Source organism: Roseateles sp. DB2, from assembly GCF_051857535.1.
In the GTDB taxonomy this organism is placed as follows: Bacteria; Pseudomonadota; Gammaproteobacteria; order Burkholderiales; family Burkholderiaceae_C; genus Roseateles_B.
The window spans coordinates 166,837-191,776 of sequence record NZ_JBPZGY010000005.1 but is presented as its reverse complement, the minus strand read 5'-3'; the positions used below and the strand labels follow the sequence as shown (position 1 = coordinate 191,776).

Annotated in this window: 20 protein-coding genes; 15 read left to right on the top strand and 5 right to left on the bottom strand. The window is 67.6% G+C overall.

From position 1 onward, the window contains the following. The first annotated feature begins 225 nt into the window (after positions 1-225). Complete coding sequence (locus ACS5PK_RS10285) at positions 226-1,644, top strand: coniferyl aldehyde dehydrogenase (protein ID WP_439440141.1); 1,419 nt, start codon at positions 226-228, stop codon at positions 1,642-1,644. Positions 1,645-1,698: 54 nt separating this feature from the next. Beyond that, a complete protein-coding gene (locus ACS5PK_RS10280; RefSeq protein ID WP_439440140.1) occupies positions 1,699-3,297 on the top strand; it encodes a GMC family oxidoreductase in 1,599 nt (532 codons plus the stop codon). 70 nt (positions 3,298-3,367) lie between these two features. On the opposite strand, the gene ACS5PK_RS10275 is transcribed toward ACS5PK_RS10280, so the two are convergent. From ACS5PK_RS10275 to ACS5PK_RS10265, 3 genes are all read right to left on the bottom strand, one after another. After that, entirely contained in the window at positions 3,368-3,952 is a 585-nt protein-coding gene (locus ACS5PK_RS10275) for a hypothetical protein (protein WP_439440139.1), read from the bottom strand. A gap of 110 nt (positions 3,953-4,062) precedes the next feature. Further along, positions 4,063-4,443, bottom strand: a complete 381-nt coding sequence (locus ACS5PK_RS10270) for a hypothetical protein (RefSeq protein WP_439440138.1) — start codon at positions 4,441-4,443, stop codon at positions 4,063-4,065. Between the two features lie 82 nt (positions 4,444-4,525). Next, positions 4,526-5,215, bottom strand: coding sequence for a cupredoxin domain-containing protein (locus ACS5PK_RS10265; protein ID WP_439440137.1), 690 nt, complete (start codon positions 5,213-5,215; stop codon positions 4,526-4,528). A gap of 115 nt (positions 5,216-5,330) precedes the next feature. Here ACS5PK_RS10265 and ACS5PK_RS10260 point away from each other — a divergent pair, with 115 nt between their 5' ends. Both ACS5PK_RS10260 and ACS5PK_RS10255 read left to right on the top strand, forming a co-directional pair. Continuing rightward, positions 5,331-5,960 (top strand): lysophospholipid acyltransferase family protein, encoded by a 630-nt coding sequence (locus tag ACS5PK_RS10260; RefSeq protein WP_439440136.1) that lies wholly within the window; start codon positions 5,331-5,333, stop codon positions 5,958-5,960. Next, on the top strand, positions 5,957-6,955 hold the full coding sequence (locus tag ACS5PK_RS10255) for a phosphatidate cytidylyltransferase (protein WP_439440135.1): 999 nt from the start codon (positions 5,957-5,959) through the stop codon (positions 6,953-6,955). Before ACS5PK_RS10260 ends, ACS5PK_RS10255 begins: the two co-directional genes overlap by 4 nt. 18 nt (positions 6,956-6,973) lie before the next feature. On the opposite strand, the gene ACS5PK_RS10250 is transcribed toward ACS5PK_RS10255, so the two are convergent. Then, complete coding sequence (locus ACS5PK_RS10250) at positions 6,974-7,678, bottom strand: hypothetical protein (RefSeq protein WP_439440134.1); 705 nt, start codon at positions 7,676-7,678, stop codon at positions 6,974-6,976. Positions 7,679-7,895: 217 nt separating this feature from the next. On the opposite strand from ACS5PK_RS10250, the gene ruvC reads away from it, so the two are divergent. From ruvC to ACS5PK_RS10225, 5 genes are all read left to right on the top strand, one after another. Then, a complete protein-coding gene (gene ruvC, locus ACS5PK_RS10245; protein WP_439440133.1) occupies positions 7,896-8,444 on the top strand; it encodes a crossover junction endodeoxyribonuclease RuvC in 549 nt (182 codons plus the stop codon). 74 nt (positions 8,445-8,518) lie between these two features. Beyond that, positions 8,519-9,130 carry a LysE family translocator gene (locus ACS5PK_RS10240; RefSeq protein WP_439440132.1) on the top strand — a complete coding sequence of 204 codons (612 nt, stop codon included), beginning with the start codon at positions 8,519-8,521 and terminating at the stop codon, positions 9,128-9,130. Positions 9,131-9,256: 126 nt separating this feature from the next. Beyond that, positions 9,257-9,898: a hypothetical protein gene (locus ACS5PK_RS10235; protein ID WP_439440131.1), complete on the top strand. Its 642-nt coding sequence runs from the start codon at positions 9,257-9,259 to the stop codon at positions 9,896-9,898. An 84-nt stretch (positions 9,899-9,982) separates the two neighbouring features. After that, the gene (dbpA, locus tag ACS5PK_RS10230) at positions 9,983-11,419 is read left to right on the top strand and encodes an ATP-dependent RNA helicase DbpA (RefSeq protein WP_439440130.1); all 1,437 of its coding nucleotides are present in this window, start codon (positions 9,983-9,985) and stop codon (positions 11,417-11,419) included. Between the two features lie 8 nt (positions 11,420-11,427). After that, the gene (locus tag ACS5PK_RS10225) at positions 11,428-12,693 is read left to right on the top strand and encodes a DEAD/DEAH box helicase (RefSeq protein ID WP_439440129.1); all 1,266 of its coding nucleotides are present in this window, start codon (positions 11,428-11,430) and stop codon (positions 12,691-12,693) included. A gap of 195 nt (positions 12,694-12,888) precedes the next feature. On the opposite strand, the gene ACS5PK_RS10220 is transcribed toward ACS5PK_RS10225, so the two are convergent. Next, the gene (locus ACS5PK_RS10220; RefSeq protein ID WP_439440128.1) at positions 12,889-15,573 is read right to left on the bottom strand and encodes a TonB-dependent receptor plug domain-containing protein; all 2,685 of its coding nucleotides are present in this window, start codon (positions 15,571-15,573) and stop codon (positions 12,889-12,891) included. Between the two features lie 294 nt (positions 15,574-15,867). Here ACS5PK_RS10220 and ACS5PK_RS10215 point away from each other — a divergent pair, with 294 nt between their 5' ends. The 6 genes from ACS5PK_RS10215 (at position 15,868) to ACS5PK_RS10190 (ending at position 24,937) form a co-directional block, all read left to right on the top strand. Further along, positions 15,868-18,615: a collagenase gene (locus tag ACS5PK_RS10215; protein WP_439440127.1), complete on the top strand. Its 2,748-nt coding sequence runs from the start codon at positions 15,868-15,870 to the stop codon at positions 18,613-18,615. A 133-nt stretch (positions 18,616-18,748) separates the two neighbouring features. Then, a complete protein-coding gene (locus ACS5PK_RS10210) occupies positions 18,749-19,126 on the top strand; it encodes a hypothetical protein (RefSeq protein ID WP_439440126.1) in 378 nt (125 codons plus the stop codon). Next, positions 19,123-19,686: an RNA polymerase sigma factor gene (locus ACS5PK_RS10205; protein WP_439440125.1), complete on the top strand. Its 564-nt coding sequence runs from the start codon at positions 19,123-19,125 to the stop codon at positions 19,684-19,686. The genes ACS5PK_RS10210 and ACS5PK_RS10205 overlap by 4 nt, the downstream gene beginning before the upstream one ends. A 28-nt stretch (positions 19,687-19,714) precedes the next feature. Then, entirely contained in the window at positions 19,715-20,710 is a 996-nt protein-coding gene (locus ACS5PK_RS10200; RefSeq protein ID WP_439440124.1) for an anti-sigma factor family protein, read from the top strand. 376 nt (positions 20,711-21,086) lie between these two features. Beyond that, complete coding sequence (locus tag ACS5PK_RS10195; protein ID WP_439440123.1) at positions 21,087-23,573, top strand: hypothetical protein; 2,487 nt, start codon at positions 21,087-21,089, stop codon at positions 23,571-23,573. Between the two features lie 14 nt (positions 23,574-23,587). Next, entirely contained in the window at positions 23,588-24,937 is a 1,350-nt protein-coding gene (locus ACS5PK_RS10190) for a glycosyltransferase (RefSeq protein ID WP_439440122.1), read from the top strand. Positions 24,938-24,940: the final 3 nt, after the last annotated feature.

The window sequence follows — 24,940 nt, the reverse complement described above, 5'->3', positions numbered from 1 at the left end:
GGATGCGGGGGCGGGATTGCGTAGGTAAAGGAGGAGCCGGCGCCGCAGGCGCCGGCGGGGGACACGGAGCAATCGCGCCCCCGCGTCCCGGCGATGCTCAAGTCGGCGCAGACATACCGACACCCACTGTCACCTCCGCGACTAGACCCGTCTCTCTAGCCCCGGGTCGCCACGCTTGGTGGTCGGGCGGTTTGGCCTTAGCCTCCCGGCAGGAGACACACCGCCATGGAACATTCGACCCAGGAAGCCCTGCAGCTGGCCTTCGAGACGCAGCGCGCCGCCTATGCACGCGAGCCCATGCCGACCCTCGCGGTGCGCAAGGACCGCCTGCAGCGCCTCATCGCGATGACGCGGCAGCACGAGCAGGCGCTGTGCGAAGCCATCGCGCAGGACTTCGGCCACCGCGCCCACCAGGAAACCCTGCTGGCCGAGATCTTCACCACCATCACCGGCGCCGAGCACGCCCTCAAGCACCTGCGCGGCTGGATGAAGACCCGCCGCATGCCCACGGCCCTGCACTTCATGCCCGGCCGCAATGCCCTCATGCCCCAACCCCTGGGCGTGGTGGGCATCATCGCGCCCTGGAACTACCCCTACTACCTCACCACCGGCCCCGCCATTGCCGCTCTGGCCGCCGGCAACCGCGTGATGATCAAGCCCTCGGAGCTGACGCCCGCCACCTCGGCGCTCATGGCCCGCATGGTCGCCGAGCACTTCAGCCCCGAGGAGATGACGGTGCTGACCGGCGACGCCGACCTCGCCCGCGCCTTCTCCGCCCTGCCCTTCGATCACCTCTTCTTCACCGGCTCCACCGCCGTCGGCCGCCATGTGGCCCAGGCCGCGGCCAAGAACCTCACCCCGGTCACGCTGGAGCTGGGCGGCAAGTCCCCCGCGATCTTCGACCGCAGCTGCGACCTGGAGCTCAGCGCCTCGCGCCTGGCCTACGGCAAGCTGCTCAACGCCGGCCAGACCTGCGTCGCCCCCGACTACGTGCTGGCCCCGCGCGACATGGTCCGCCCCCTGGCCGAGGCGGTGCTGCGCCACTGGCGCCGCATGACGCCCACCGTGCACGCCAACCCCGACTACACCAGCATCGCCACGCCCCGCCACCGCGCCCGCCTGCAACAGCTGCTGGACGACGCCCGGGCCCAGGGCGCCGAGCTCCTGCCCAGCCACCCGCAGGAGCTGGACCCCGGCGCCGGCCGCAAGCTCACGCCCCATGTGGTGCTGGAGGCCAAGGCCTCCATGCAGCTGATGCAGGAGGAGATCTTCGGCCCCATCCTGCCCATCCTCCCCTATGACGGCCTGGACCAGGCCATCGCCCAGGTGAATGCCGGCGACCGCCCCCTGGCCCTCTACTTCTTCGGCGAGGACCGTCAGGCCCGCGAGCAGGTGCTGAGCCAGACGCACGCCGGTGGCGTCACCATCAACGACTGCATCTGGCACCTGGGCCAGGAATCGCAGCCCTTCGGCGGTGTGGGCGCCAGCGGCATGGGCGCCTACCACGGTGAATGGGGCTTCGACACCTTCAGCAAGCTCAAGCCCATCTTCATCCAGTCCCGCTTCGCCGGCAGCCGCCTGTTCCAGCCGCCCTATGGCGAGACCTTCAAGACCCTGCTCGGCCTGCTGCGCAAGATTGCCTGAGCCACCGGGGGTCTAGGCAAGACCTGACCCCATGTCCCGACAAGGAGCCAGCGCATGATCTTCGACCAGAGCCATGACTACCTGATCGTCGGCGGCGGCTCCGCCGGCTGTGCCCTCGCGGCGCGCCTCAGCGAGGATCCGACGGTCGACGTGCTGCTCATCGAGGCCGGCGGCCCCGGCAACAGTTGGGTGGTGAACACGCCCACGGCAGGCGTCTTCCAGATCCCCACCTCGCTCAACAACTGGGCCTTCGAGACCGTGCCCCAGGCCGGCCTGAACGGCCGTCGCGGCTACCAGCCCCGCGGCCGAGCCCTGGGCGGATCCTCGGCCATCAATGCCATGGTCTATGTGCGCGGCCACCGCGCGGACTACGATCACTGGGCCGCCCTGGGCAACCCCGGCTGGTCCTTCGAGGAGCTGCTGCCGCTGTTCATCAAGAACGAGTGCAACGAGCGCCTGAGCGCCCCCTGGCATGGACAGGACGGCCCGCTCAAGGTCAGCGACCTGCGCACCGACAGCCCCCTGCACCAGGCCTGGCTGGACGCCGGCCGCGCCATGGGCCTGAAGATCACCGACGACTTCAACGGCCCTGATCAGGAAGGCATCGGCGTCTACCAGGTCACGCAGCACCAGGGCGAGCGCTGGAGCGCCGCCCGCGCCTACATCGAGCCCAACCGCCACCGCCCCAACCTGCGCGTGATCACCGGCGCCCAGGTCGAGCGCGTGCTCTTTGAAGGGCGCCGCGCCGTGGGCGTGCAAATGCGCCTGGGTGGCCCCCGCGTGCAGATCCAGGCCCGGCGAGAGGTGGTGCTCAGTGCGGGCGCGCTGCAGACGCCGCAGCTGCTGATGCTCTCCGGCATAGGCCCGGGCGCACATCTGCAGGACCTGGGCATCCCCGTTCTGCACCACCTGCCAGGCGTGGGCGAGAACCTGCAGGACCACCCCGACTTCGTCCACGGCTACCTCAGCGACAGCCTGGACACCGTGGGCATCTCGCTCAAGGGCGGTGTGCGCCTGGTGCAGAACATCGCCCGCTACCAGCGCGAGCGCCGGGGCATGATCAGCTCCAACTTCGCCGAGTGCGGCGGTTTCCTCAAGACCCGGCCGGATCTGGCCCTGCCCAATGTGCAGCTGCATTTCGTCGTGGCCCTGGTCAACGACCACGCCCGCGAGCTGGGCCTGGGCCATGGCCTCTCCTGCCATGTGTGCCTGCTGCGCCCCAGCAGCCGCGGCAGCGTGCGCCTGGGCGGCCCGCGCGTCGAGGACCGGCCCCTGATCGACCCAGCCTTCCTGGCTGACCCGGCCGATGTGGACGAGCTGGTCGAAGGCTTCAAGCTCAGCCGCGAGCTCATGCGCCAGCCCTCGCTGCGCGCCTTCTGGACCCGCGAGCTGTGGCAGGCCCAGGCCGAGACCGATGACGAGATCCGCGCCCTGCTGCGCCGCCGCGTGGACACCGTCTACCACCCCGTAGGCAGTTGCCGCATGGGCCGCGATCCCATGGCCGTGGTCGATGCAGAGCTCCGCGTGCACGGGCTGCAGGGCCTGCGCGTGGTGGACGCCTCCATCATGCCCACGCTGATCGGGGGCAACACGAACGCGCCCTGCATGGTGATCGGGGAGAAGGCGGCCCTGATGATGCGCGCCATGAACTGAGGTGCCCCGGCCACGCCACCGCATGGGCCCTCCTTTCCGACCCGTCCCTCAGACATCCGCCTGACTCCCCTCAGCGTCCTCCGCGCCCCTCAGCAAGGACTGAAAGGAAGAGGGTCTCCATGCCCAGCTGCTCCGGGCACTCCGCGCGCTGCCTGAAAGCACCGCTCAGCATGACCCGCCGACGCCCGGTCGACTGCACCAGCTCCCGGGAGGCCTCGACGCCATGCACCCCCACCGCGGCCTGTGCATGCCACCGTTGCGCCAGCTCACCCCAGGCTCGCGGGAGGGATGCATGGCAATTGGCGGACAGGCTGAATTCAAGTCTGAACAGGAGAGGCTTTCCATTGAGGTTCGAAAACGGGCGCTTCGTGTACGAGAAGCGCTGCACCAGCCCGGGATTCTGAATCTCGCACGAGATCTCGGCATCCGTGCCGGCCTGATCACAGGAGAAGGAAAACTGCTCGCGCAGCGCGGCCAGCAGATAGCCGCGCGAGACGCCGTCGTGGCGAAGCATGGCTTGCGCCAGGCGATCAATGCGTTCGAAGTCCGGATCTGCAGTGGCGTACGCAGGCAGCACGACCTGCCATGCCAGCGTTGCAAGCGGCAGGCAGCGCAGCGCGCGCACCATCCCCGGACCCTGACAGGCTCGGCTCATCTTCCCTCCTTCAACGCCCACCTCTCGATCACCCCCTTCTGCACAGCCCTGGACCGCCCCATCGGGCGCGCCGGCAGGCAAGACCTGGCCCTCGTCATCGCAGACCGGCCTCAGTCCTCGGTCTTGTGCACCGCCAGAGATTCCAGGGGCGCACCGATCTGCGCCAGGACCTGCACGGTGACGGTCTGCGTGCGGGCACCAGCGGCCGGCACGGGGCCCACCGGCGTCCGGCGGATCTCCGAATGATGGCTGCAGGCGAGCAAGGGCGCCGGCTCGCAGCGCAGACCGACGGCCTCCAGGTCAGCCCGCGAGGGAAGCCGGGCGCCATCTCCCAGGCGCTCCCGCAGCAGCCGCCGCGCCTGCTCCGCCAGGCCGCGATCCGTGCTCATCCACTGATCGCGGACCAGCGCCGAGAGCGGGCTGTCATTGGGCAGGCTGAGGCTCACCCGCACCCCCGGGAAGGGCGTGCATCCCGCCTGCGTCCCCAGCATCACCGCCAGGGGCAGGAGGAGCCGACAGAGGACAAGGACTCGCCCGCCCGGCCCTGGCCGCCAGCGTTGGCATCGACGCATCTCAGTAGCCCGGCTGCCGTTCCTCTGACACCGGCTTGCGCGCCCGGGCCTCGATGGCGGTGGCGAGCTTCACCATCCCGCCCGCGCCGCTGACCTGCACCGCCTGCGGCGCGCCGTCCACCAGCTGGTCCACATGCCAGACGCGCACCCGGGCCGGGCCCTCGGGGACGCCGGAGAGCAAGACCTGACCCTTGTCGTCGCTCACCGCCGCCCAGGGGGTGTCGCTGACGTAGACATGGCCCCGCATCGAGCCGTGCAGATGGCAGCCCAGCAGATAGGGCCCGGGCTGGCTCAGCTGCTGGGTGGCGGTGGCCAGAGGCTGGCCTTCGCGCTTGGCCGAGAGCTTGAAGCTGAAGCCCTGGGCAGGGTCCAGGTAGACGCCGCCCGGACCGCTCAGGCCACCGCGCACATGGTGGTTCCATTTGTCCATATTGGTGAAGACCACCTTGGCGCCGGGCGAGACCACGCTCACCTGCGGCTGGAAGCGCATCTGCTGCTGGGTGATGGTCTGCTCCAGGCGCGGGGCGGGGCGCGGGCCGGGCTGCTGACTGTCCAGGAGCACCACCGCTTCGGGCAGGGGTCTGCCGTTGCGGTCCAGGACCTGGATCTGCATGTCGGCCGCCCACGCGGCCGCAGAGACACTCATGAGGCCGGCCAGCAGCGCCGGCCTGGACAAGGGGGAACAAAGCATCGCCTGAATCTCCTGAAGGGCTGGGGCGGCATGCCACGGCAGGGCGCCGCCTGGGGTTTCCTCTCCATCCTAGGGCCGTCGGGTGCGCCGTCAGCCCCCTAGAATCCCGCCCATCATGTCCATTGCCGACTCCACCGGCCTCTTCCTGGCCTTCCTGGCCCGCCTGATCACGGGCGCCCAGGGCCACTGGAAAGGCTGCCCGCCCATGGCGGAGCAGCGCATCTACTTCGCCAACCACCAGAGCCATTTCGACTGGGTGCTGATCTGGGCCTCGCTGCCGCGCGAACTGCGCGCCGCGACCCGGCCCATCGCCGCACGCGACTACTGGACCTCCAGCCCGCTCAAGACCTGGCTCACCTCCAATGTCTTCAATGCCATCTACGTCAGCCGCACCCGCAGCACGCCGGACGAAGACCCGCTGGAACCCCTGGTCGAGGCCCTGTCCAAGGGCGACTCGCTGGTGATCTTTCCCGAAGGCACGCGCTCCAACAAGGGCGAGCCCCAGGCCTTCAAGGCCGGGATCTTCCACCTGGCCGAGCAGTTCCCGCAGGTCAAGCTCATCCCCACCTGGATAGACAACGTGCAGCGCGTCATGCCAAAGGGCGAGGTGGTGCCTGTGCCCATCCTGTGCACCGTCACCTTCGGCGCGCCCATGCAGCTCAAGGAGGGCGAAGACAAGCGCGCATTCCTGGAGCGCGCCCGCGCCGAAGTCATGGCCCTCAAGCCTGGAGGGTGGCGCGAATGACCTGGCTGCGCTGGCTCAAGTCCCTCAATCCCAGCGAGCAGGTGGCCTTCCTGTTCGTGATGCTCTTCGGCGCACTGATGCTCACCAGCATCGGCAGCTTCCTCTTCTCGCTCAAGAAGCGGGCGGAGGACGAGGACGACAGCGAATGGCACCACGGCTGGAGCCGTTTCCGCCATGAACTCAACATGCTGTGGCTCTTCGCCAGCCTGTTCTGGGCGGCCTGGATCTCCGGCCCGGTGGGCGCGACCCTGCTCTTCGGCGTCTTCAGCTTCCTGGCGCTGCGCGAGTTCATCACCCTGATGCACACACGCCGGGGCGACCATCGCAGCCTGATCCTGGCCTTCTTCGTGATCCTGCCCCTGCAGTACGTGCTGGTGGGCACGCGGCAGTTCGACATCTTTTCGGTGCTGATCCCGGTCTACGCCTTCCTGGCCATCCCGGTGGCCAGCGCCCTGGCGGACGACCCACGCCGCTTCCTGGAGCGCAACGCCAAAATCCAGTGGGGCATCATGGTCTGCGTCTACGGGCTGTCGCATGCGCCCGCCCTGCTGCTGCTGGACTTCCCCGGCTTCAAGGGCCGCGGCGCCTTCCTGCTCTTCTACCTGGTGATCGTCGCCGCCTGCGGGCAGATTGCGCAGTACCTCGCCGCCAAGCGCCTGCGCCGCCGCCCGCTGGCGCGGCGCATCAGCCGCAGCTTCTCCATGCGGGCCTGGTGGGCAGGCACACTGACCGCCGCTGTCGTGGGCACCCTGCTCTACTGGATCACGCCCTTCAAGGCGGGCCAGGCCCTGGTGATGTCCTTCATCGCGGCGGGCGCTGGCAGCTTCGGTGCCCTCGTGATGAAGGCGCTGAAGAAGGACGCAGGCGTCGAGTACTGGGGCAACCGCAGCAACATCACCGGCGCGGTGGGCCTGCTGGATCGCATTGCCGTGCTGTGCTTTGCCGCGCCGGTGTTCTTCCATTCGGTGCGCTGGTACTTCAAGCTGCCGCTCTGAAGGCAGTGAAGGAGGCCCTCAGCCGCCGGGTGGCCCAGGCTGGACCAGCAGCGCCATCAGCAGGGCCACTGGCAGCAGTTGCTCTCGCTCCTGGGCTTCACGCGGCAGGTACAGCCGCGGCTGCCAGTGGCTCACGTCCACGAGCGCCACGGTGCGCCCCTGGCGCACGATGGAAAAGCCCAGGGGTCGCCCCATCAAGCCACCTGCCGGGTTCTGGTGCAGCGAGTGGACGAACAGCCGCTCCCCATCAGCCAGCGTCCACTCGCCTCGCAGTTCCGCGCCCTGATCAGGCCGGCCCGTGGCCTGGGTCCACAGCCGGATCTGCGTCTGGACCTCGCCCTGCCGAACCTGGCATTCGGTGACCAGCGGCCGCTCCAGCTGGAGGCCGAAGAGCTTCAGCTGCTCCCGGCTGCTGCGGCAATCGCCGCCCAGGGCGGGCTCACCCTCCAAGGTCACCGAAAGACGGCCGCTGCCGCTGGCAAACACGCCGAACCACTCTGACGTCGATGCCGAGCGACTGAAGCTCAGCACCCGCCCATCCAACTGGCTGCGGCCGCTGCGGCTGACCCCGATGTCAGGAAGGTCCACCCGCGCAAGCGACTGCTTCAGCTCGTCGGGCACCCACAGCCGGGGCTCCATGCGGGCGCATCCCGCCAGCAGGCTCCCCGCCAGTCCGGCCAGCAACAACCGTGTCCATGCCGGTCCGGCCTTGGGCTTGCTCATCCTCGTCTCCTTGTGTGCTGATGAAACGCCATCGTGCCCGCCGGCCTGCGGCGAAGGAAGCGGCCCAGGCCTGCCTGCACAATGGCGGCACAGTGGCCACACACAAGTCACACCAAATTCGTGCCAGGAATGGGTGCCGGGACGGCGCCGACGCTGCTGAACTTGGGTATTCTTGGCCTCCCGCCGAACCGCCCCTCTCCCCGAGCTTCCCGCCCTCATGCGCATTCTTGGCATCGACCCCGGCCTGCAGACCACCGGCTTCGGCGTGATCCACGCCGACGGCCCGCGCCTGAGCTACGTGGCCAGCGGCACCATCCGCACCACCGGCGTGCCCACGGGTGACCTGCCGGGGCGGCTGAAGATCCTCTACGACGGCATTCGCGAGGTGCAGCAGCGCTATGAGGCCCAGTGTGCCGCGGTGGAGATCGTCTTCGTCAACGTGAACCCGCAATCCACCCTGCTGCTGGGCCAGGCCCGCGGCGCGGCGCTCACCGCCCTGGTTTCCTGCGACCTGCCGGTGTCCGAGTACACCGCCCTGCAGATGAAGAAGGCCATCGTCGGCCATGGCCATGCCAAGAAGGACCAGGTCCAGGCCATGGTCCAGCGCCTGCTGAACCTGCCCGGCCTGCCCGGCAAGGACGCGGCCGATGCCCTGGGGATCGCCATCATGCACGCCCACGCCCGGGTGTCCTTCGAGGCCATGGGCAAGCACACCGAGCTGCAGCGCAAGCAGCATGCGCAGTTCAAGGGTGGGCGGACATACTGAGCCCTCGCGCGGCGGCGCAAGCCCCGCGCCAGACTGAACCCTTAGCATGGGCTCTCATTGACCAGGAGCCGTTCATGCTGGGCATCGCCGACTACCCCGCCTTCGTCATCGCCGTGCTGGTGTTCCTCGCCATTCCGGGACCAGGCAACCTGGCCCTGGTCAGCGCCACGGCGCAGGGCGGCGTGCGCGGTGGCATGGCGGCGACGCTGGGCGTGATCCTGGGGGACCAGATGCTGATGTGGGCGGCGGTGGCAGGTGTGGCGGCGCTGCTCGCCGCCTCGCCCACGGCCTTCAGCGTCGTGCAGTGGGGCGGCGCGCTGTACCTCGGCTGGCTGGGCTGGCAGATGCTGCGCGCCAGGCCCGGCGAGGCCGCGGCACTGCAGCTGCGTCCCGGTCACTTCCTGCGCCAGGCGATGCTCATCACGCTGCTCAACCCCAAGGCCATCGTCTTCTACATGGCCTTCTTCCCGCTCTTCGTCGACCCGGCGAAGCACCGCGGCCTGCTCACCTTCGCCGTGATGGCCGCCACCATCGCCGCCCTCACCTTCGCTTACGGCCTGGTGGCGGTACTGCTGGCGCACCGCCTGGGCGAGCGGGTGCGCGGCAGCCCGCGCATGGGCCTGTGGCTGCGGCGGGTGGCGGGGATGTGCCTGATCGGCTTCGGCGTGCGGCTGCTGAGCCGCTGAAGGGCTGGCCTCGGCAGGATTGCTTCGCGCGTCCTGCACAATCGAGCCGCACTCGCAGCCCGGCTGCCGAGGGCTCACCCGGCCGAGGCGATGTGCAGCCCAGGGGGTGAGGATCCGTCCCATCCCATGGCTCCCCAGATCGCATTCATCGACGGTGTCGGCGGCAAGCGCTACATGCGCGGTCGCCTGATCCGCTACTTCCAGGGCAAGGGGCAGGCGGTCCACTGCTTCGACTACACCCCGTCCCGCCAGTCCGTGGATGAGATTCGCGCCCGGCTGCGGGACTTCCTGCGCCAGGTGGCCGCCCGGGGCGAGTTCCACGCCGTCGGCTATTCCTTCGGCGGCGTGCTGCTGCGCCTGGCCCTGGCAGACCTGCGCGCCGAGGGCATACAGCCGCTCAAGGTGGCCCTGCTGGCCTCCCCGCTGACGGCCATGCGACTGAGCATGCGGCTGCGGCACTGGCGGCTTTACCGCGGGATGTCCGGTGAATGCGGGCAGTTCGCGGCCCAGCAGGCGCTGATGGCCCAGGTGCCCTTGCCCGAGGTGCCGACGGCCTGTATCTACGGCACCTGGCCCTGGCTGGGTGTCTTCGGCTGCTTCTTCGGCAATGGCATAGGGAACGACGGCATGGTGGCGGTTGATGAGGCCGTGGCGCCGCAGCATCGGCATCTCCCGGCCTTTCCAGTGGCCGCCAGCCACGCCTTCATCCCGGCCAACGCCCAGGCCCTGGAGGTCCTGCACGGCTGGCTCCAGGGCCCGGCAGCCTGAGCTTCCGGCACTGCAGCACGGACTTCGGGCAGCGCTCACCGCCGCAGCTTGCAGGGTCCGGGCCCGCATGACCGACAATCACGCATGACCCGCAGCACCCCCAGCAGCCCGACGGCTGCCCCCACCGCTGGCGCTTCCGCCACCACCACCTCCTTCTCCACACTGCCCCTGCCGCCCGCCATGCAGGCGAACCTGGCGCAGCTGGGCTACCTCTCGATGACGCCCATCCAGGCCGCCAGCCTGCCCCTGGCCCTGGCCGGCAAGGACCTCATCGCCCAGGCCAAGACGGGCAGCGGCAAGACGGCCGCCTTCACCCTGCCCCTGCTGATGAACCTGAACCCGCGTCGCTTCGCGGTGCAGGCCCTGGTGCTGTGCCCCACGCGCGAGCTGGCCGAGCAGGTGACGCAGGAGATCCGGCGCCTGGCCCGCGCCGAGGACAACATCAAGGCCCTGACCCTGTGCGGCGGCGTGCCCGTGCGCAACCAGCTGGCCAGCCTGGCGCATGGCGCCCACATCGTCGTGGGCACGCCCGGCCGCATCCTGGACCACCTGCAGCGCGAGACCCTGGACCTCTCCGCCCTGAACACCCTGGTGCTGGACGAGGCCGACCGCATGCTGGACATGGGCTTCGCCGAGGACATCGCCCAGGTGATCGCCTGCGCCCCCAAGGCCCGCCAGACCCTGCTGTTCTCGGCCACCTATCCCGAAGGCGTCAGCTCGATGGCCTCGCGCTTCATGCGCGACCCGCAGGAGGTGCGGCTGAAGGAGGCTCACGCGGCCACCAAGATCCGCCAGCGCTTCTACGAGGTCAGGGACAGCGAGCGCCTGCACGCCGTGGGCCTGCTGCTCAACCATTTCCGCCCGGCCAGCACCCTGGCCTTTTGCAACACCAAGCAGCAGTGCCGCGACCTGGTGGCCGTGCTGCGCGCCGAAGGCATCGCGGCCCTGGAACTGCATGGCGACCTGGACCAGCGCGACCGCGACCAGGTGCTGGTGCAGTTCGCCAACCGCAGCTGCAGCGTGCTGGTGGCCACCGACGTCGCCGCGCGCGGCCTGGACATCGCCCAGCTGGAAGCCGTGATCAACGTTGACATCACGCCCGACGCCGAGGTCCACACCCACCGCGTGGGCCGCACAGGCCGGGCGGATGGCGAGGGCTGGGCCTTCAGTCTGGCCAGCCTGGACGAGATGGGCGCCGTGGGCCGCATCGAGCATGCCCAGGGCACGCCCTTCACCTGGCACCCGCTCTCCGAGCTGACGCCGGCCGAGGGCGGCGAGCCGCTGCACCCGCCCATGGTCACGCTGCAGATCCTGGGCGGACGCAAGGAAAAGATCCGCCCCGGCGACGTGCTGGGCGCGCTGACCAAGGACCTGGGCTTCCCCGGCGCCCTGATCGGCAAGATCAACGTCAACGAGTTCTCGACCTACGTGGCCGTGGACCGCAGCATCGCCCAGCAGGTGCTGCGCGGGCTCAACGCGGGCAAGGTCAAGGGCAAGTCGGTGAAGGTGCGTGCGCTGTGAGCACGGCCATGGACACCGGCGCTGACAGCTTCGCCGCCCTGGGCCTCTCGCCCGCGCTGCTGAGGGCAGCCCGCGAACTGGGCTTCGAGACCCCCACGCCGGTGCAGGCTGCAGCCATTCCCGCCGCCCTGGCCGGGCGCGATGTGCTGGCCTCGGCCCAGACCGGCTCGGGCAAGACGGCGGCCTTCGCCTTTCCCGTCCTGCAGCAGGTCGAGGGCCAGAACGGTCGCACTGCCGCGGGCGCCGCGCGCCACCCGCAGGTGCTGGTGCTGGTGCCCACGCGCGAGCTGGCCGCGCAGGTGGGCGCACTGCTGCGGGCCGCGGCGCGCTGCCTGGCGGTGTCGGTGAAGGTATCCATCCTCTATGGCGGCGTGTCCATCAACCCGCAGCTGATGGCATTGCGCGGCGGGGCGGACATCGTCGTCGCCACGCCCGGCCGCTTGCTGGACGTGGTCGAGCACAACGGCCTCTCGTTGTCAGCCCTGCGCTGCCTGGTGCTGGACGAGGCCGACCGGCTGCTGGACGCCGGATTCGCTGACGAGCTGTCCCGCGTGCTGGCCTTGCTGCCGGCGCAGCGCCAGAACCTGCTGTTCTCTGCCACATTCCCGCCTTCGGTGCAGGCGCTCTCGGAGCAGTTGCTGTGCGATCCCGTGAGCGTGGAGATCGGGCAAGACCTGACCCTCGATACCGCTCAGGGCGAGCGCAAGCTCACCGAGCGCGCCATCGCCGTCGATGCCGCGCGGCGCACACCGTTGCTGCGCCATCTGATCGAGCAGGAGGGCTGGCCGCGCGTGCTGGTCTTCGTGGCTACGCGCTATGCCTGCGACCACGTAGCCGACAAGCTGCGCCGCGCCGGCCTGGCCGCCGCGGCCTTCCATGGCGATGCCAGCCAGGGCGCACGTTCGCAGGTGCTCGCTGCCTTCAAGTCGGGCGAGCTGCGCGTGCTGGTGGCCACGGACCTCGGCGCGCGGGGCATCGACATCGCCCAACTGCCCGTGGTGCTGAACTACGACCTGCCTCGCTCCACGGTGGACTATGTGCACCGCATCGGCCGCACGGCGCGCGCAGGGGCCGAAGGGCTGGCCGTGAGCTTTGTCAGCGCGGCCACCGAGGCGCATTTCCGACTGATCGAGAAACGGCAGGGTTACCGGGTGTCCCGCGAGCAGCTTGCCGGCTTCGAGCCCACCGAGACGGCGCCCCCGGATGCTGCCACGGGCGGCATCAAGGGCAGACGGCCCAGCAAGAAGGACAAGCTGAGGGCGGCAGGCGGCTAGCGGTGGGAAGGCCGGTGGCCGGCCTGCGGACACTGGCGGTGCAACGCCCTGTCGCCGCCCCGCTCGCCCGCAGGCACGGGACGCACTGGCAAAAAAAGGCCCCGCTCGAGGCGGGGCATCAAGGGACTGGCATGCAGGTACCAGAACCGAAGAGCCGCTGATGAGCTCAGCAGCAGAGACAAGGGTTTCGCAGGCTCAACGCAGGGTGTAGCGCGCGGCCAGCTGGATGGTCGGGCCGTAGCGGTCGTCGTAGAAGCCGCCATAGCCGGTGGAGAAACGCGGCTTGATGTCGAAGACGTTCAGCACAGTCAGGTTGAGCTTGAGGTCCTTCCAGCCGGTATAGCCCACCGACAGGTCCCACACCGTGCGGCTGGGCATGCGGCCGGGGTCCACGCCGGGCTGCAGCACGGCAGGGCTGCTGACGTTGAGCACGCCGGCATAGGTCAGGCCGTTGAGCTGCACGCGCCAGGCGCCTCGCTCACCGCCCACACGCAGGGTGTTGCGCCACTTCTCCTGGCTGTAGCCGCCCACGCGATCCTGCAGCTCGCCGTCGGGCGTGAAGGCCGACTTGTAGCGCAGGATGGCGTTGTACTCGTTTTCCAGCCAGAAGCGGATGCCGGCCCATTGCTGCTCGAGGCGCAGCGTCCAGTCCACGCCGCCGGTCTCCACGCCGCCCACGTTCATGTAGGGCAGGGTCAGGTACTTCAGACGGCCGTTCTTCAGGCCCGGGTAGCGCTGCTCCAGCACGGGATTGCGCGGATCGCGGGTGACGAGATCGGCGTAGCCGGGGATGTCGAACTCATGGTCGATCAGGTACTGACCGTCCAGCAGGTTGATGGAATCCTTCTGCTTCAGGTAGTACAGGTCCACCGTGGTGTTCAGGGCCTTGGACGGGTTGAAGGCCAGACCGGCACTCCAGATGGAGCTGCGCTCGGGCTTGAGGTCTGCATTGGGCACATAGGTCAGGCGCGGGTAGTAGGCGCACTGGTCGTAGTTCAGGCCCATGGGCTTGCAGCGGATCCAGTCACGGATGCCCTCGCCGGGGTAGGCATTGGTCGAGCCCATGTGCATCTGCGGCAACGAGGGCGCCTTGAAGGCCGTGTTGTAGCCCGCGCGCAGCAGCCAGTCGCCGCTGGGGCGGAAGGCCACGGCGATCTTGGGGTTGGTGGTGGTGCCGAAATCGCTGTAGTGGTCGCTGCGCAGGGCCAGCTGGATCTCGGTGGCCTTGTTGGGCTGGAGATTGAATTCCACGAAGCCCGAGGTCACCTTGCGGCTGCCATCCGAGGAGGTGCCGCTCCAGTTCTCGATGTTTTTGGCGGCCACCTGAGGGTCGGCCACTTCCTTCATGCGTTCGTGCATGAGCTGCAGGCCCGCGGCCATGCCCAGGGGGCCGCCCAGGAAGCGAGTCACCTCAGGGTTGCTGACCTTGGCATCCAGGGTGTTGAGGGTGGAGGTGGCCTGCTTGGTGACGTCGGTCAGCAGGGCCTCGGCGGCGGCACGGCTGTTCACCGGCACGAAGGGGTTGTAGCCCCCCTTGGCCAGGGCGTTCAGCACGGCGTCGCGCTTGAGCATATTGAATTCGGTCTGGTCGCCACGGCTGCGGCTGAACATGGCGGCTGCTTCCCAGTCCCATTCGCCCTTGACCCCACGCACGCCGGCCAGGGCGCGGCTGCTGCTCACCAGGGAGCGGGTGCCGCGCTGACCCGCCTCGTCCACCGAGCGGTAGGCCTGCAGCGGGCTGTTCTCGTGGACCACGCCCTTGTCGTCCACCCAGCGCCCCAGGGCCGGCACATAGGCGGCCATGCCCGGCGTCACGCGATGGTCGACGCCCGATTCCATGGTGGGATACCCGCCACGCCAGTCTGTCTTGTTGTGGCCCAGCACCAGCTCGCCAAAGAGGCTGGTGTTGCTCCCCAGGGACTTGCTACCCATCAGGGCAGCGTTGACACGCTCCAGGGTGGGCGTCAGCTCGGCGTCCGCCGCGACGTCGGTGCGGCAGTATTCGTCACCGATGTCGTCCACGGCCACCTGGGCCGACGGGCAGGCCGGATGTGCCTTGCGGTAGCCCTCATCGATGCGCTGGATGGAGCCGGGACTGCGGCTGGTGTCGCGCAGGTCCAGGCCGCCGTAGGGGCGCAGGTCGCTGCTACGCGTGAAGGCGTGCTTGCCCGCCAGGACAGGATCGCGGCGCGAAGCCGCCACCATGGCCAGGAGGTTGTAGCCGTCGCGGTCGAGATCCCCCCGACCGGCGGTCAGGCTGAACTCGCCCCGGCGCTGGTCGCCTGCCGTGCGCTGGCCCAGCTTGCCGGCCAGCTCCATACCCTGATAGTCGGTCTTGGTGACGAAGTTCATCACGCCGGCCACGGCGTCAGAACCGTAGAGCGCCGAGGCGCCGTCACGCAGGATCTCCACCCGCTCCACCGCCGCCAGCGGGATGGTGTTGAGGTCCACGAACGGCGTGTCGGTGCCCGCGGCAAAGGCGTAGCTCGCCAGGCGCCGGCCGTTGAGCAGCACCAGCACGTTCTGGGCGCCCATATTGCGCAGGCTGGCGCTGCTGGCCCCGGCCGAGAAGGAATTGCCGTTGCTGCCGTCGTCAAAGGCCGTCACCGCGGCCATCTTGGACAGCAGTTCCACCGTCGAGGTGGCGCCGGTGGCTTCGATGTCGGACCGCTTGTAGACGGCGATGGGGCTGGGACCCTCGGCACTGATGCGCTTGATGCTTGAGCCGACGATCTCGACCCGCTGCAGGGTCTGGGGCGCCTTCTCGGCGGCGGGCTCCTGGGCAGGAGCCTGTGCCTGGGCCTGTGCGGCAAGCGCGGCCAGGGCGCAGGCAAGCAGGCTCAGCCGGGCCGGTAGCGGGCGCTGGGGGGGGCGTGTCATGGAGTCTCCTCGGGGGGTGTTCTGTGAAGCTCAGGGGGCCGTCATGCGGCCAAAGGACTCATATCCTTCACAAATAATTCTGGCATTTCGCCAATATATTTATCTAAGGACTTGCCCCAGGGCCTCGAGTGCCCCGGATTGGCACAGATTGGGACAAGCCTGCCGCGGAGCGCACCCCCGCCTCGGTGTTTACGGCATATTGTTCATATATTTGTAGCATTTTTATTGGATGCATCTTGAAATGTGCGCAGCACGCCCGGCGGCGTGCACAACACCCCCTCAACGGAGACCAAGATGTCCGAAACCTCAAGAAGTGCGTGGCCCTCCCTGCGTCCTGCCCTACCTTGGCTGACGCTGGCCCTGGGCCTGGGCGCCCTGTCCGGCGCCCAGGCGGCCGACACCGCCAGCCTGCGTGCCCGCCAGGCCCAGCAGGCCCACAGCACCCTGCCCGGCGACCCCCTGCAGGGCGAACATGTGGGCAAGAAGGGCCTCCACCCCTCCCAACTGCCCCTGCGCAACGCGGACAGCCTGACCCCGCCCGAGCAGCGCGCCAGCCACAAGCCCGAGAACAGCAACGCGCGCCGCCGCAGCCTCGCCGTGAAGACCCTGGCTTCCGGCACCACCGCCTGCACGGGCAACGATTTCGTCGGCAAGAGCGGCAGCACCCTGCTGAGCTTCATCGACAACGCCGCCCTGCGCGAGTGCATGTACCAGCTGTACGTCGGCTCGGCTGCGCAGTACCGCACCGTGTTCAGCGACGCCAACATCATCACCGTCGCCGATGAGCTCAAGCGCCGCGCCGTGAGCTACAACGGGACCGACAGCAACAAGGCCATGAACCTGCTGTCCTTCCTGCGTACGGCGGGCTACTGGAACTATTTGTCGGTCCGTGGCGACAGCTACAACGGCATCCCCGCCGGCAGCGCCGCCATGCTGAGTGCGGCGCGCGGCGCGCTGAACCAGCTCATGAGCGCCCCGGCCTTCATGAACCAGACCGAGGACAACAGCTACTTCGTCAGCGAAGTCTTCAAGACCGCAGCCTCCGGTTTTGCCGCCAACATGGCCCCCACCGCCAAGCGCTGGATCGACCAGACCCAGGCCAGCACCTTCGCCCTGGGCTACTGGACCAACGAGGCCATCCTGGCGGCGATGAACGTGCTCTTCTACGGTGACGGCCAGGACGACTTCGCCAGTGCCGCGGCCAATGACGCCAGCTATGCGCGCTCGCTGGATGCCTTCCTGACCCGCAACCGCGCGCAAGCCGGCACCAGCTACGCCTACCACCTGAGCAATGCCATGGGCGAGATGCTGCGCTTCCTGCGCTATCCGTCCCTGACGGCCACGGTGCGCACCCTGGGCGTCAACCAGATTGCCGGCTACAAGGCCACGGATGACGCCACCATCGACGTCTGGATGCGTGCCGCCACCATGGTCGACCAGTACGACAGCGCCAACTGCGGCAGCTACGGCACCTGCAATGCCTACGACACCGTGGCCCGCATCAAGCTGCCGATCAGCCATGCCTGCGGCACCCAGTACGTGATCCGCGCCCAGGCCATGACCGCACAGCAACTGGCCGACACCTGCACCAGCATCACCAACCAGACCGGCTACTTCCATGGTCTGTTCGGGACCAATGCCTCGCAGCCGGTGGCCAATGACACCAACGCCAAGCTGGAACTGGTGGTCTTCGACAGCTACGCCCAGTACTCCCGCTTCTCCGGCTTCCTGTTCGGCAATGACACCAACAACGGTGGCATGTATCTGGAAGGAGACCCCTCCCAGCCCGGCAACCAGGCCCGCTTCCTGGCACACCGCGCCGACTGGCTGGGCAGCTTCGAGATCTGGAACCTGAACCACGAGTTCACTCACTACCTTGACGGCCGCTACAACCTGTGGGGCGGCTTCGGAGCCTACCCGCTGGAGCTCAACGGCGCCGTGAAGAACTCCTCCGTCTGGTGGATCGAAGGCGTCGCCGAATACGTGTCCTACAGCTATCGCCGCGCCTACAACGCCGATGCGACCTCGCGCGCCCAGACCGCCCCGGTGGCCCTGAGCGAAGTGATGCGCAACACCTACAGCAGCGGCCAGACCCGGGTCTACAACTGGGGCTACCTCGCGGTGCGCTACATGCTGGAGCGCCAGCCCAGCCAGGACCAGGCCTTCCTGCCCCTGATGCGCAAGGGTGACTACGCCGGCTACAGCAGCCGCATCGACGCCATTGGCACCAGCCTGGACGCGGACTTCAAGTCCTGGCTCACCCAGTGCATCGGCAACGGCGAGCTCGCCAGCCCCAACTGCACGAGCCGCCGCGCGAACACCCTGCCGCTGCTGAATGCTGACGCCATCGGCGCCTGCAATCTCTCCAGCACCAGCGTGCTGGCCAACGGCTGCAGCCGCGCCCTGAGCGGGACGGGGCCCTTCAGCTTCTCGATGAACGCCAACAGCTGGCAACTGGCCATCTTCCGCCTCTCCAACCTCAAGGGCGGCGCGGACATCTACGCCAAGGCCAGCGGCTGGCCCAGCACCACGGACTACGACTTCAAGGTTGGCGGCAGCAACACCGACCTGCGCCTGCCTCTGCAGACCCGCGGCGCTGGCTACGTCTACGTGATGGTGGTGCCCCGCAGTGACTTCGTCTCCGGCACCCTGCGTGGCATGTTCAGCGACCTGCCCCTGCAGCCGGCCGCCCCGGACTGGAGCCAGGGGCCCGTCTGCACGGACACCAGCGGCTACGCCCTGAACACCAACGGCTGCGTGCGCACCGGCCTGACGAGCAATGGCAGCAACCCCGGCTGGTATGCCGTGCTCGTGCCCACCGGCAAGAGCGCCATCACCGTCAAGACCACGGGCGGCACGGGCAATGCCGACCTCTACCTGAAGCACCAGGGCTGGCCGTCCACGACGAGCTATGGCTGCCGCTCGGTCGCGTCCGGCAACACCGAGACCTGCCGCCTCAGCGGCCTGGCCTCGGGCACCTGGGTCTATGTGATGCTGACGCCCACCTACGGCAACCTCAGCATCGCCGCCACGGCGGACTGATGGGCAGAGGGATGCAGCGCTTGCGCTGATGACAGGAAGGGCCGGCGCTTGCCGGCCCTTCTTCTTTTTTTCAGGGCGATGGAATATTCGGCCTGGCCCAGGTGTTCTACGTTCACCTCAACCGGAGACGCCCATGAAGCACCCTCGCCTCGCCCCCTCCCTGATCGCCGTGATCACGCTGTCGCTGGCGGCCTGCGCCAGCACCCCGCCCGCGCCGGCCCGCGCGCAGGACGGCGCTCTGGTCGGCGCCAATGGCATGACGCTGTACACCTTCGACAAGGACAGCGCCGGCAAGAGCGCCTGCAACGGCCCCTGCGCCAGCAACTGGCCGCCGCTGATGGCCGCGGCCGATGCCAAGGCCGGTGGTGACTGGACCGTGATCACCCGCGACGACGGCAGCCGCCAGTGGGCCTACAAGAGCAAGCCGCTGTACTACTGGGTCAAGGACCAGAAGCCCGGCGACCGCACCGGCGACGGCTTCAACAAGGTCTGGCGCCTCGCCACCCCATGACCCTGGACGACACGCTCCCCCACCTCCCCCGGCTGCGGCGCCATGCCCGCCTGCTGACGGGCGATGCGAGCCGTGCCGACGACCTGCTGCAGGACACCCTGGAGCAGGCCGCGCGCAAGTCCCATCTCTGGGAGGCTCCGTCGGTAGAGCGTGTCCCTGGTGCCGCGTTGCGGGCCTGGCTGCTGACCCTGATGCACCGACGCTTTCTCAACCAGTGGCGCGAGGAGCAGGCCCACCGCCAGGAAAGCCTGGACGAGTCCCACGAGCTGCAGGTCTTGCATGCATCGCAGGAATCGCGCTGGCAGCATCGCCCCCACGAGCAGCTCCAGCTGCGCCTGGACCTCGAACGAGGCCTGGCCGCCCTGCCCCTGGCGGCACGCGAGGTGTTGCTGCTGGTCTGCGTGGAGGAGCTGAGCTACGAGGCCGCTGCGCAGGTGCTGGAGGTGCCTGTGGGCACGGTGATGTCCCGACTGTCGCGCGCCCGCGAGCGCCTGCGCGTACTCATGAACGAGCCGGCCCGCCCCGTGACCGGCGCGCCCGCCCTGCGAGTCGTCAAATGAGCCCGGCCCCGCTGCCCCAGGAATCCGCATGAGTGCCCCCCACGACCCCCACGGCCCCGGCAATGCCGGGCAAGACCTGACCCCCACGCCGCCGCCTGACGAAGCCAGCCTGCATGCGCTCGTGGATGGTGAGCTGACGTCCGACGAGGCCCAGGCCCTGCGCCGCCAGCTGCAGGACTGGCCCGAACTAGCGGCCAAGGTGCAGGACTGGCAGGCCCAGCGCGAGGCTCTGCAGGCCCTGCACGCCGACGAGCTCCAGCAGCCGGTGCCCGCACGGCTGCTCGACGCCTGGCACCGGGCAGCGCCGGGCAGCCCGGCCGGCGCCGCCGCGCCCCCCGCCGACGGCGAAGCGCCAGGCCACACGGGCGTTTCCAGCGCGACCGCCGCCTCGATGCCATGGTGGGCCCATCGCCAGGTCGCCATGTGGCTGCTGATGGGTAGCGTGGCGGTCTCCGGCGCCGCCGGCACGGGCCTGGGCTGGTACTGGGGCCAGCGGGAGGCTGGCACGGCGGGCTCCCCCCATGCGTCGCAGGCCTCGCTGCGCCAGGCCGCGCCCCCGCCTTTCGTGCGCGACGCCGCCATCGCCCACGCCGTCTACCAGGTCGAGCGCCGCCATCCCGTCGAGGTGGCCGCCACGGAGCAGGACCACCTGCTGCAGTGGCTCTCCCGCCGTCTGGGCCAACCCCTGCGCGCACCGGACCTGCAGCCCGAGGGCTACCGCCTGATGGGCGGCCGCCTGCTGCCGGCCGGCGAGGCCGTCGCCGGCCACACGCTGGCGCGCGCCCAACTGATGTACGAGAACGCCCAGGGGCAACGCCTGACCCTCTATATCGCCGTCGACGGCAGCCCGGCCGGCCGCCAGGGCGGCACCGCCTTCCGCCGCAGCGAGCAGGGCCAGGGCGAGCAGCTGACGCGTAGCATCTACTGGATGGACGGGCCGCTGGCCTATGCGCTCAGCGGCTCGCTGGAGGCGGGGCAGCTGGATCGGCTGAGCCAGCGGGTGTATCGGGAGTTGCGGGGGTGAGGGGTTTGCGGAGAGTTGGACTGCGGGGGGTGGCTGTTGCAGGCTGGATGCAGATCTTTGGATTCGGCTCGTGAATGTCTGCGCCGACGGCAAGCTGACTTTCGCCTCTGGGCAGCTCTACTGGCGGATTCGCTCTGGAACCCGCTCCTCGTCAGTAGCGTTAATGACGGGCCGCGTGAGATCAATCGCGGGAACCTCAATGCCCGTTTCGTCATTTTCTTGCTGCCCGGAGCCTGGCCCGGTTCGCGCATCCCAGGATGCAGTCGTCAGCGGCAGGCCCACACGAACGACGAGAGCGGACTTCCTGGGACGCCAAAGCGCTGCCTAGTCAACCGACTTCTTGTTACGGTATAAGCAGCCCAAAGGGAGAATGGGCATGTACATACAGTCACCCGATGAGCGGGCTTACCAGATCGCCGGTTTGCCTTCCGGCAATGCCACCTTCGTGGGGCGTGAGGCTCTTCTGAACGATCTCGACCGCTGGTTCGAAGACCACCACAACCGGTTCATGCAGGTGACTGCGGATGGCGGCACCGGCAAGACCGCGTTGGTGCATCACTGGCTCAGCCACGGCCGTTGCTTCCAGATTTCCGGCGCCCAACGGCCGCCGACCATCGCGGTGCACTCGTTCTATCTGCAGGCCAAATCCGGAAGAACTTCGGTTGAAGAGTGTCTCGAGAACCTGTTCATAGGAGTCTGCGGCAAGGGTCAGGCATCACCAAGATCTAGCGATCAACTGGTTGCAAGCATCGCTGACGCCTGCGCATCCGGGCCGACCTTGCTCGTGCTGGATGGCTTTGAAACCCAGCAGAACCGCGACGGACTGATCGAGGCCGAGTACCTGCTGCTGGCGGAACTCTTCCTTCGGCTCGAAGAGATCACGACATGCAAGATCCTCGTGACGAGCAGGCGCAGGATCGTCGAGAGCGGCATCCCGACTACCTACTCGCCTTCTCTCGTCGAGCTACCCGGCCTCGAAAGGCCGGACTTGTGCGGCCTTTTTGAGCAGGCCTTTCCGGGCGCAGACCCCGGTGCAATACACGGAAAAATTTCTGCGTGCTTCCCTGAGAGAACCCCGGCGCTGGTGGCTGTTCTTGCGCTGAACGCGCTGTCAGAGACCGGATCAGCGGACGCGCTGCATGAAGTCATACCATCGCCGCGCGATGTTGAGTTGCGCAACGCCGATGGTGTTCCGACGATCGTTCCACAATTGGTGGCGCGGTCCTACGAAAAGCAACCAGAGGATGGCCAGTTCATCCTGCGGCTGGTGGCGCTCTCGGACGCGGAGGTTGGGGTTGGCCTAGGGAGCGAAATCGCGGCCAAGCTCGGACGTCGCTGGTCCCAAGCGGAATACGACCGCCTCTCCAAAATGCGCCTAGTCATCGCCAGGTACACCGGGCCTGATCTGACAGGACTGGACATGCACCCGCGCGTGCGGGACAGCCTGTCGTCACTCGCCAAGCAACTGAACGAAGCCGACTTCAATGCCATCGGCAGGTCGCTTGCGGAAGTGTGGGAAGCCCGCGCACGAGCGTGCGGCCCTAATGATCGCAAGCGGGCCCTCGAAGACATGCTGAAGGCGATCGTGTACCGTCTTCGCATTGGGGACCTGCAACACGCGCTCGTTAACAACTACTTGGACTTCTTCTCGGGCGAACCGAATCCTGCCCGCCCCAAGGAGCCCCCCGAGTGGCGGTCGGTCAGGAAGGATCTCGCCTACACGCTTGAAGACCGTGCGCTGGACACACTGGAGGATGCGCTGGTCAAAGAGTTGCATAAGCCTTTGCGAGAGGAAGAGGCTATCTTGTACCGCGAGGCGCTCAATGGACTGAAGCGTCGGCAGTTGTACGTTCGACGCTCCATCGGCCTCATCGACAAGGCAGATGTACTGGGTATGAGCCTGGCCGGCGACGAGGCTACAGCGCAACCGCCACTGGAAGGGGCGATGACGGCGCAGACGGTCCTGACCAAGCTGATCCGCGGTGAGGTCAACAACACCGCGAAGGACGCGAGCGGCGCGGCCTACTGGTCCGCGAAAGCGGAACGCCTGGCTGGACTCGCCGCGCCCAGCTTGGGCACTTTTCCGACGATCAGGTCACTCGTCTACAAGGGCGCATACCTTCACCGGCTCGACAAGAATGAAGAGGCGCTGGAGGTCTTCGAGACCGCCTGCTCCTTACAGAAGAAGCTTCATGAGGACAGGCCTGACACACCGTCCTGCTTGATCGGTCTGAACGCATTTCTATTTTTGTGGTTCTTGATCGAGACCGGTCGGTTTGAGCGGGCCCAGGAACTGGTCGGTGAGGTCCATGGGGTCCTGGCCTTCATGGACAGATCACCTGCGCTTGCCGGCCAGACCCAACAGTGGCTGCTGATGCTCGTCATCCCGGAGGCGTGGCTACTACAGGAACGAGCCCTCGCTGCGGTGGAGCAAGGCCGGCACACCGATGCACAAACCTGGATGGTGGAGTCGGAGCGGCTCATCTGGAAGCTCAAGGACGAGGATCGCAAGAATCGTTGGGCGATTCCCTACGACATGCGATCAGTCTTCGTCCGCACCAGTCTGCGCTCGAGGATCATCCAGAAGCAAATCGATGTTGCGATCAAGGAACTGAGACACCAGATCAAGGTCTACAAGCTGTCTAAGGCATTCCTCTTCGCGGCCGATTGTCAGGGAGACCTGCTGCGCTTTTACGCCTCGGCACATCGGTTTTCTGACGGCACCTGGACCCGACCGAATCCGTCCGTGGCGCTGGCCGCTGCACACGAACTTGCGGACCTGTCGACGAAGTATCCGTTCGTGCAACAGAACTGGCGTCGTATGGCGCCGTTGCAGCACATCCGGCTCAACCCGCTTTCCTAGGAGAACTGTTCGCCATGCTCGATCGCTACAAGTGCTTGGACCGGTTGTCGGAAGGACTCGCACAAGGTAAGACCCTGCGAGAGGCGCTGGAGACCGTGAAGCTGTTTCGCTTTCTGATCCTCGGCACCGAATGGGCCTCCGGCAATGGGGGGCTCAGCACCTTCAACCGGAAACTGTGCATCGCCCTGGCCGAACTTGGACACGAGGTCGTTCTGTATCTCAGTTCGACCCCTGGCAGCTCGCGCGCAGACGAGATCGCGGACGACGCGGAGGCTGCCAAGTTTGGCGTCAAGTTGGTGCGAACGCAGGGCAAGTGGCGGGATGTCGTGCCTCCAGCAATCAAGAACCTTAAGCCGGAATTCATCGTCGGGCATGACCGTCATAGCGGTGGCGACGCGCAGCGGCTGCAGAACGACTACTTCCCGAACGCGCGCAACGTTCTCTTCATCCACACCGATCCGGCGATCGAGATGTTCAAGGGCGACGACCCGATAGAGCAGAGCAGGAAAAAGCATGAACGCGAGGGTATTCAGCGCGCGCTGATAAAGAACGCCGATGTGGTTGCTGCCGTGGGGCCGCGCCTCCACACGCACTGCGCAGAAATCGTTAGGGGCTTCCTCAGCCCGAATCAGTGGGTGCTGATTGAATTTATTCCCGGATTCGTTGCCCGGGAAGAAGAACCCTGCCCTGAGTTACAAGACGGAAGAAAGGTCACGCACAAGGCGCTCTTGATTGGTCGCGCCGAGGATGCCTACCTCAAGGGGCTCGACATCTTCCAAGCGGCCGTGGAGAAGCTCAAGGACGAGAATTTGCCCACCACGGGGACAGTGTTCGGCGCCCCAATCGATCAGATCTCTCGCCTCTATAACGACGAAGACTTCGGATCGACCGGCGACGTCCTTGGGTACAGCTCCGACCCTGAGCTGATTGGTGAGCAATTCAGGTCGAGTCATTTCGCCTTGCTGCCCTCGCGCGAGGAGGGCTTTGGCTTGGTGGCGCTTGAAACGCTGGAAGCCAACCGGCCTGTGGTTGCGACGGAGCGCAGCGGCTTCGCGGAATGGCTGGTGCGGGAGATCGAAGAGCGGGCTCCCCACCTCCGCCAAGTGGCCCAGAGCTGCGTGTTTGCAGCCCCAAAGAAAATGAAGGGCGCCGACGAGGAGGATCTCCTTGCGGGTTGGGCCGATGCGTTGGCTGCCAAACTGCGACCGCTGATCCTGAACTATCCCGCTTGCGTCGAGAACGTCCGCCAGTTGCGAGAAGTTCTCCAGCCGTTGAACTGGACCTTCCGCGCGTCGGAGTTCGTCAACAGCCTGCCGGCCGCAAGCAAAGCAGCGAACCTCACTGTCCCTCGTCGTGGAAACTAGGAT

Coding starts and splice junctions, on each gene's coding strand:
- ACS5PK_RS10190 (WP_439440122.1), top strand. CDS start 23,588: ATGCTCGATCGCTACAAGTGCTTGGACCGGTTGTCGGAAGGACTCGCA.
- ACS5PK_RS10270 (WP_439440138.1), bottom strand. CDS start 4,443: ATGCTGGGGACGCAGGCGGGATGCACGCCCTTCCCGGGGGTGCGGGTG.
- ACS5PK_RS10205 (WP_439440125.1), top strand. CDS start 19,123: ATGACCCTGGACGACACGCTCCCCCACCTCCCCCGGCTGCGGCGCCAT.
- dbpA (WP_439440130.1), top strand. CDS start 9,983: ATGACCCGCAGCACCCCCAGCAGCCCGACGGCTGCCCCCACCGCTGGC.
- ACS5PK_RS10210 (WP_439440126.1), top strand. CDS start 18,749: ATGAAGCACCCTCGCCTCGCCCCCTCCCTGATCGCCGTGATCACGCTG.
- ACS5PK_RS10250 (WP_439440134.1), bottom strand. CDS start 7,678: ATGAGCAAGCCCAAGGCCGGACCGGCATGGACACGGTTGTTGCTGGCC.
- ACS5PK_RS10285 (WP_439440141.1), top strand. CDS start 226: ATGGAACATTCGACCCAGGAAGCCCTGCAGCTGGCCTTCGAGACGCAG.
- ACS5PK_RS10265 (WP_439440137.1), bottom strand. CDS start 5,215: ATGCTTTGTTCCCCCTTGTCCAGGCCGGCGCTGCTGGCCGGCCTCATG.
- ACS5PK_RS10275 (WP_439440139.1), bottom strand. CDS start 3,952: ATGAGCCGAGCCTGTCAGGGTCCGGGGATGGTGCGCGCGCTGCGCTGC.
- ACS5PK_RS10195 (WP_439440123.1), top strand. CDS start 21,087: ATGTACATACAGTCACCCGATGAGCGGGCTTACCAGATCGCCGGTTTG.
- ACS5PK_RS10280 (WP_439440140.1), top strand. CDS start 1,699: ATGATCTTCGACCAGAGCCATGACTACCTGATCGTCGGCGGCGGCTCC.
- ACS5PK_RS10200 (WP_439440124.1), top strand. CDS start 19,715: ATGAGTGCCCCCCACGACCCCCACGGCCCCGGCAATGCCGGGCAAGAC.
- ACS5PK_RS10220 (WP_439440128.1), bottom strand. CDS start 15,573: ATGACACGCCCCCCCCAGCGCCCGCTACCGGCCCGGCTGAGCCTGCTT.
- ACS5PK_RS10215 (WP_439440127.1), top strand. CDS start 15,868: ATGTCCGAAACCTCAAGAAGTGCGTGGCCCTCCCTGCGTCCTGCCCTA.
- ACS5PK_RS10235 (WP_439440131.1), top strand. CDS start 9,257: ATGGCTCCCCAGATCGCATTCATCGACGGTGTCGGCGGCAAGCGCTAC.
- ACS5PK_RS10240 (WP_439440132.1), top strand. CDS start 8,519: ATGCTGGGCATCGCCGACTACCCCGCCTTCGTCATCGCCGTGCTGGTG.
- ACS5PK_RS10225 (WP_439440129.1), top strand. CDS start 11,428: ATGGACACCGGCGCTGACAGCTTCGCCGCCCTGGGCCTCTCGCCCGCG.
- ACS5PK_RS10255 (WP_439440135.1), top strand. CDS start 5,957: ATGACCTGGCTGCGCTGGCTCAAGTCCCTCAATCCCAGCGAGCAGGTG.
- ACS5PK_RS10260 (WP_439440136.1), top strand. CDS start 5,331: ATGTCCATTGCCGACTCCACCGGCCTCTTCCTGGCCTTCCTGGCCCGC.
- ruvC (WP_439440133.1), top strand. CDS start 7,896: ATGCGCATTCTTGGCATCGACCCCGGCCTGCAGACCACCGGCTTCGGC.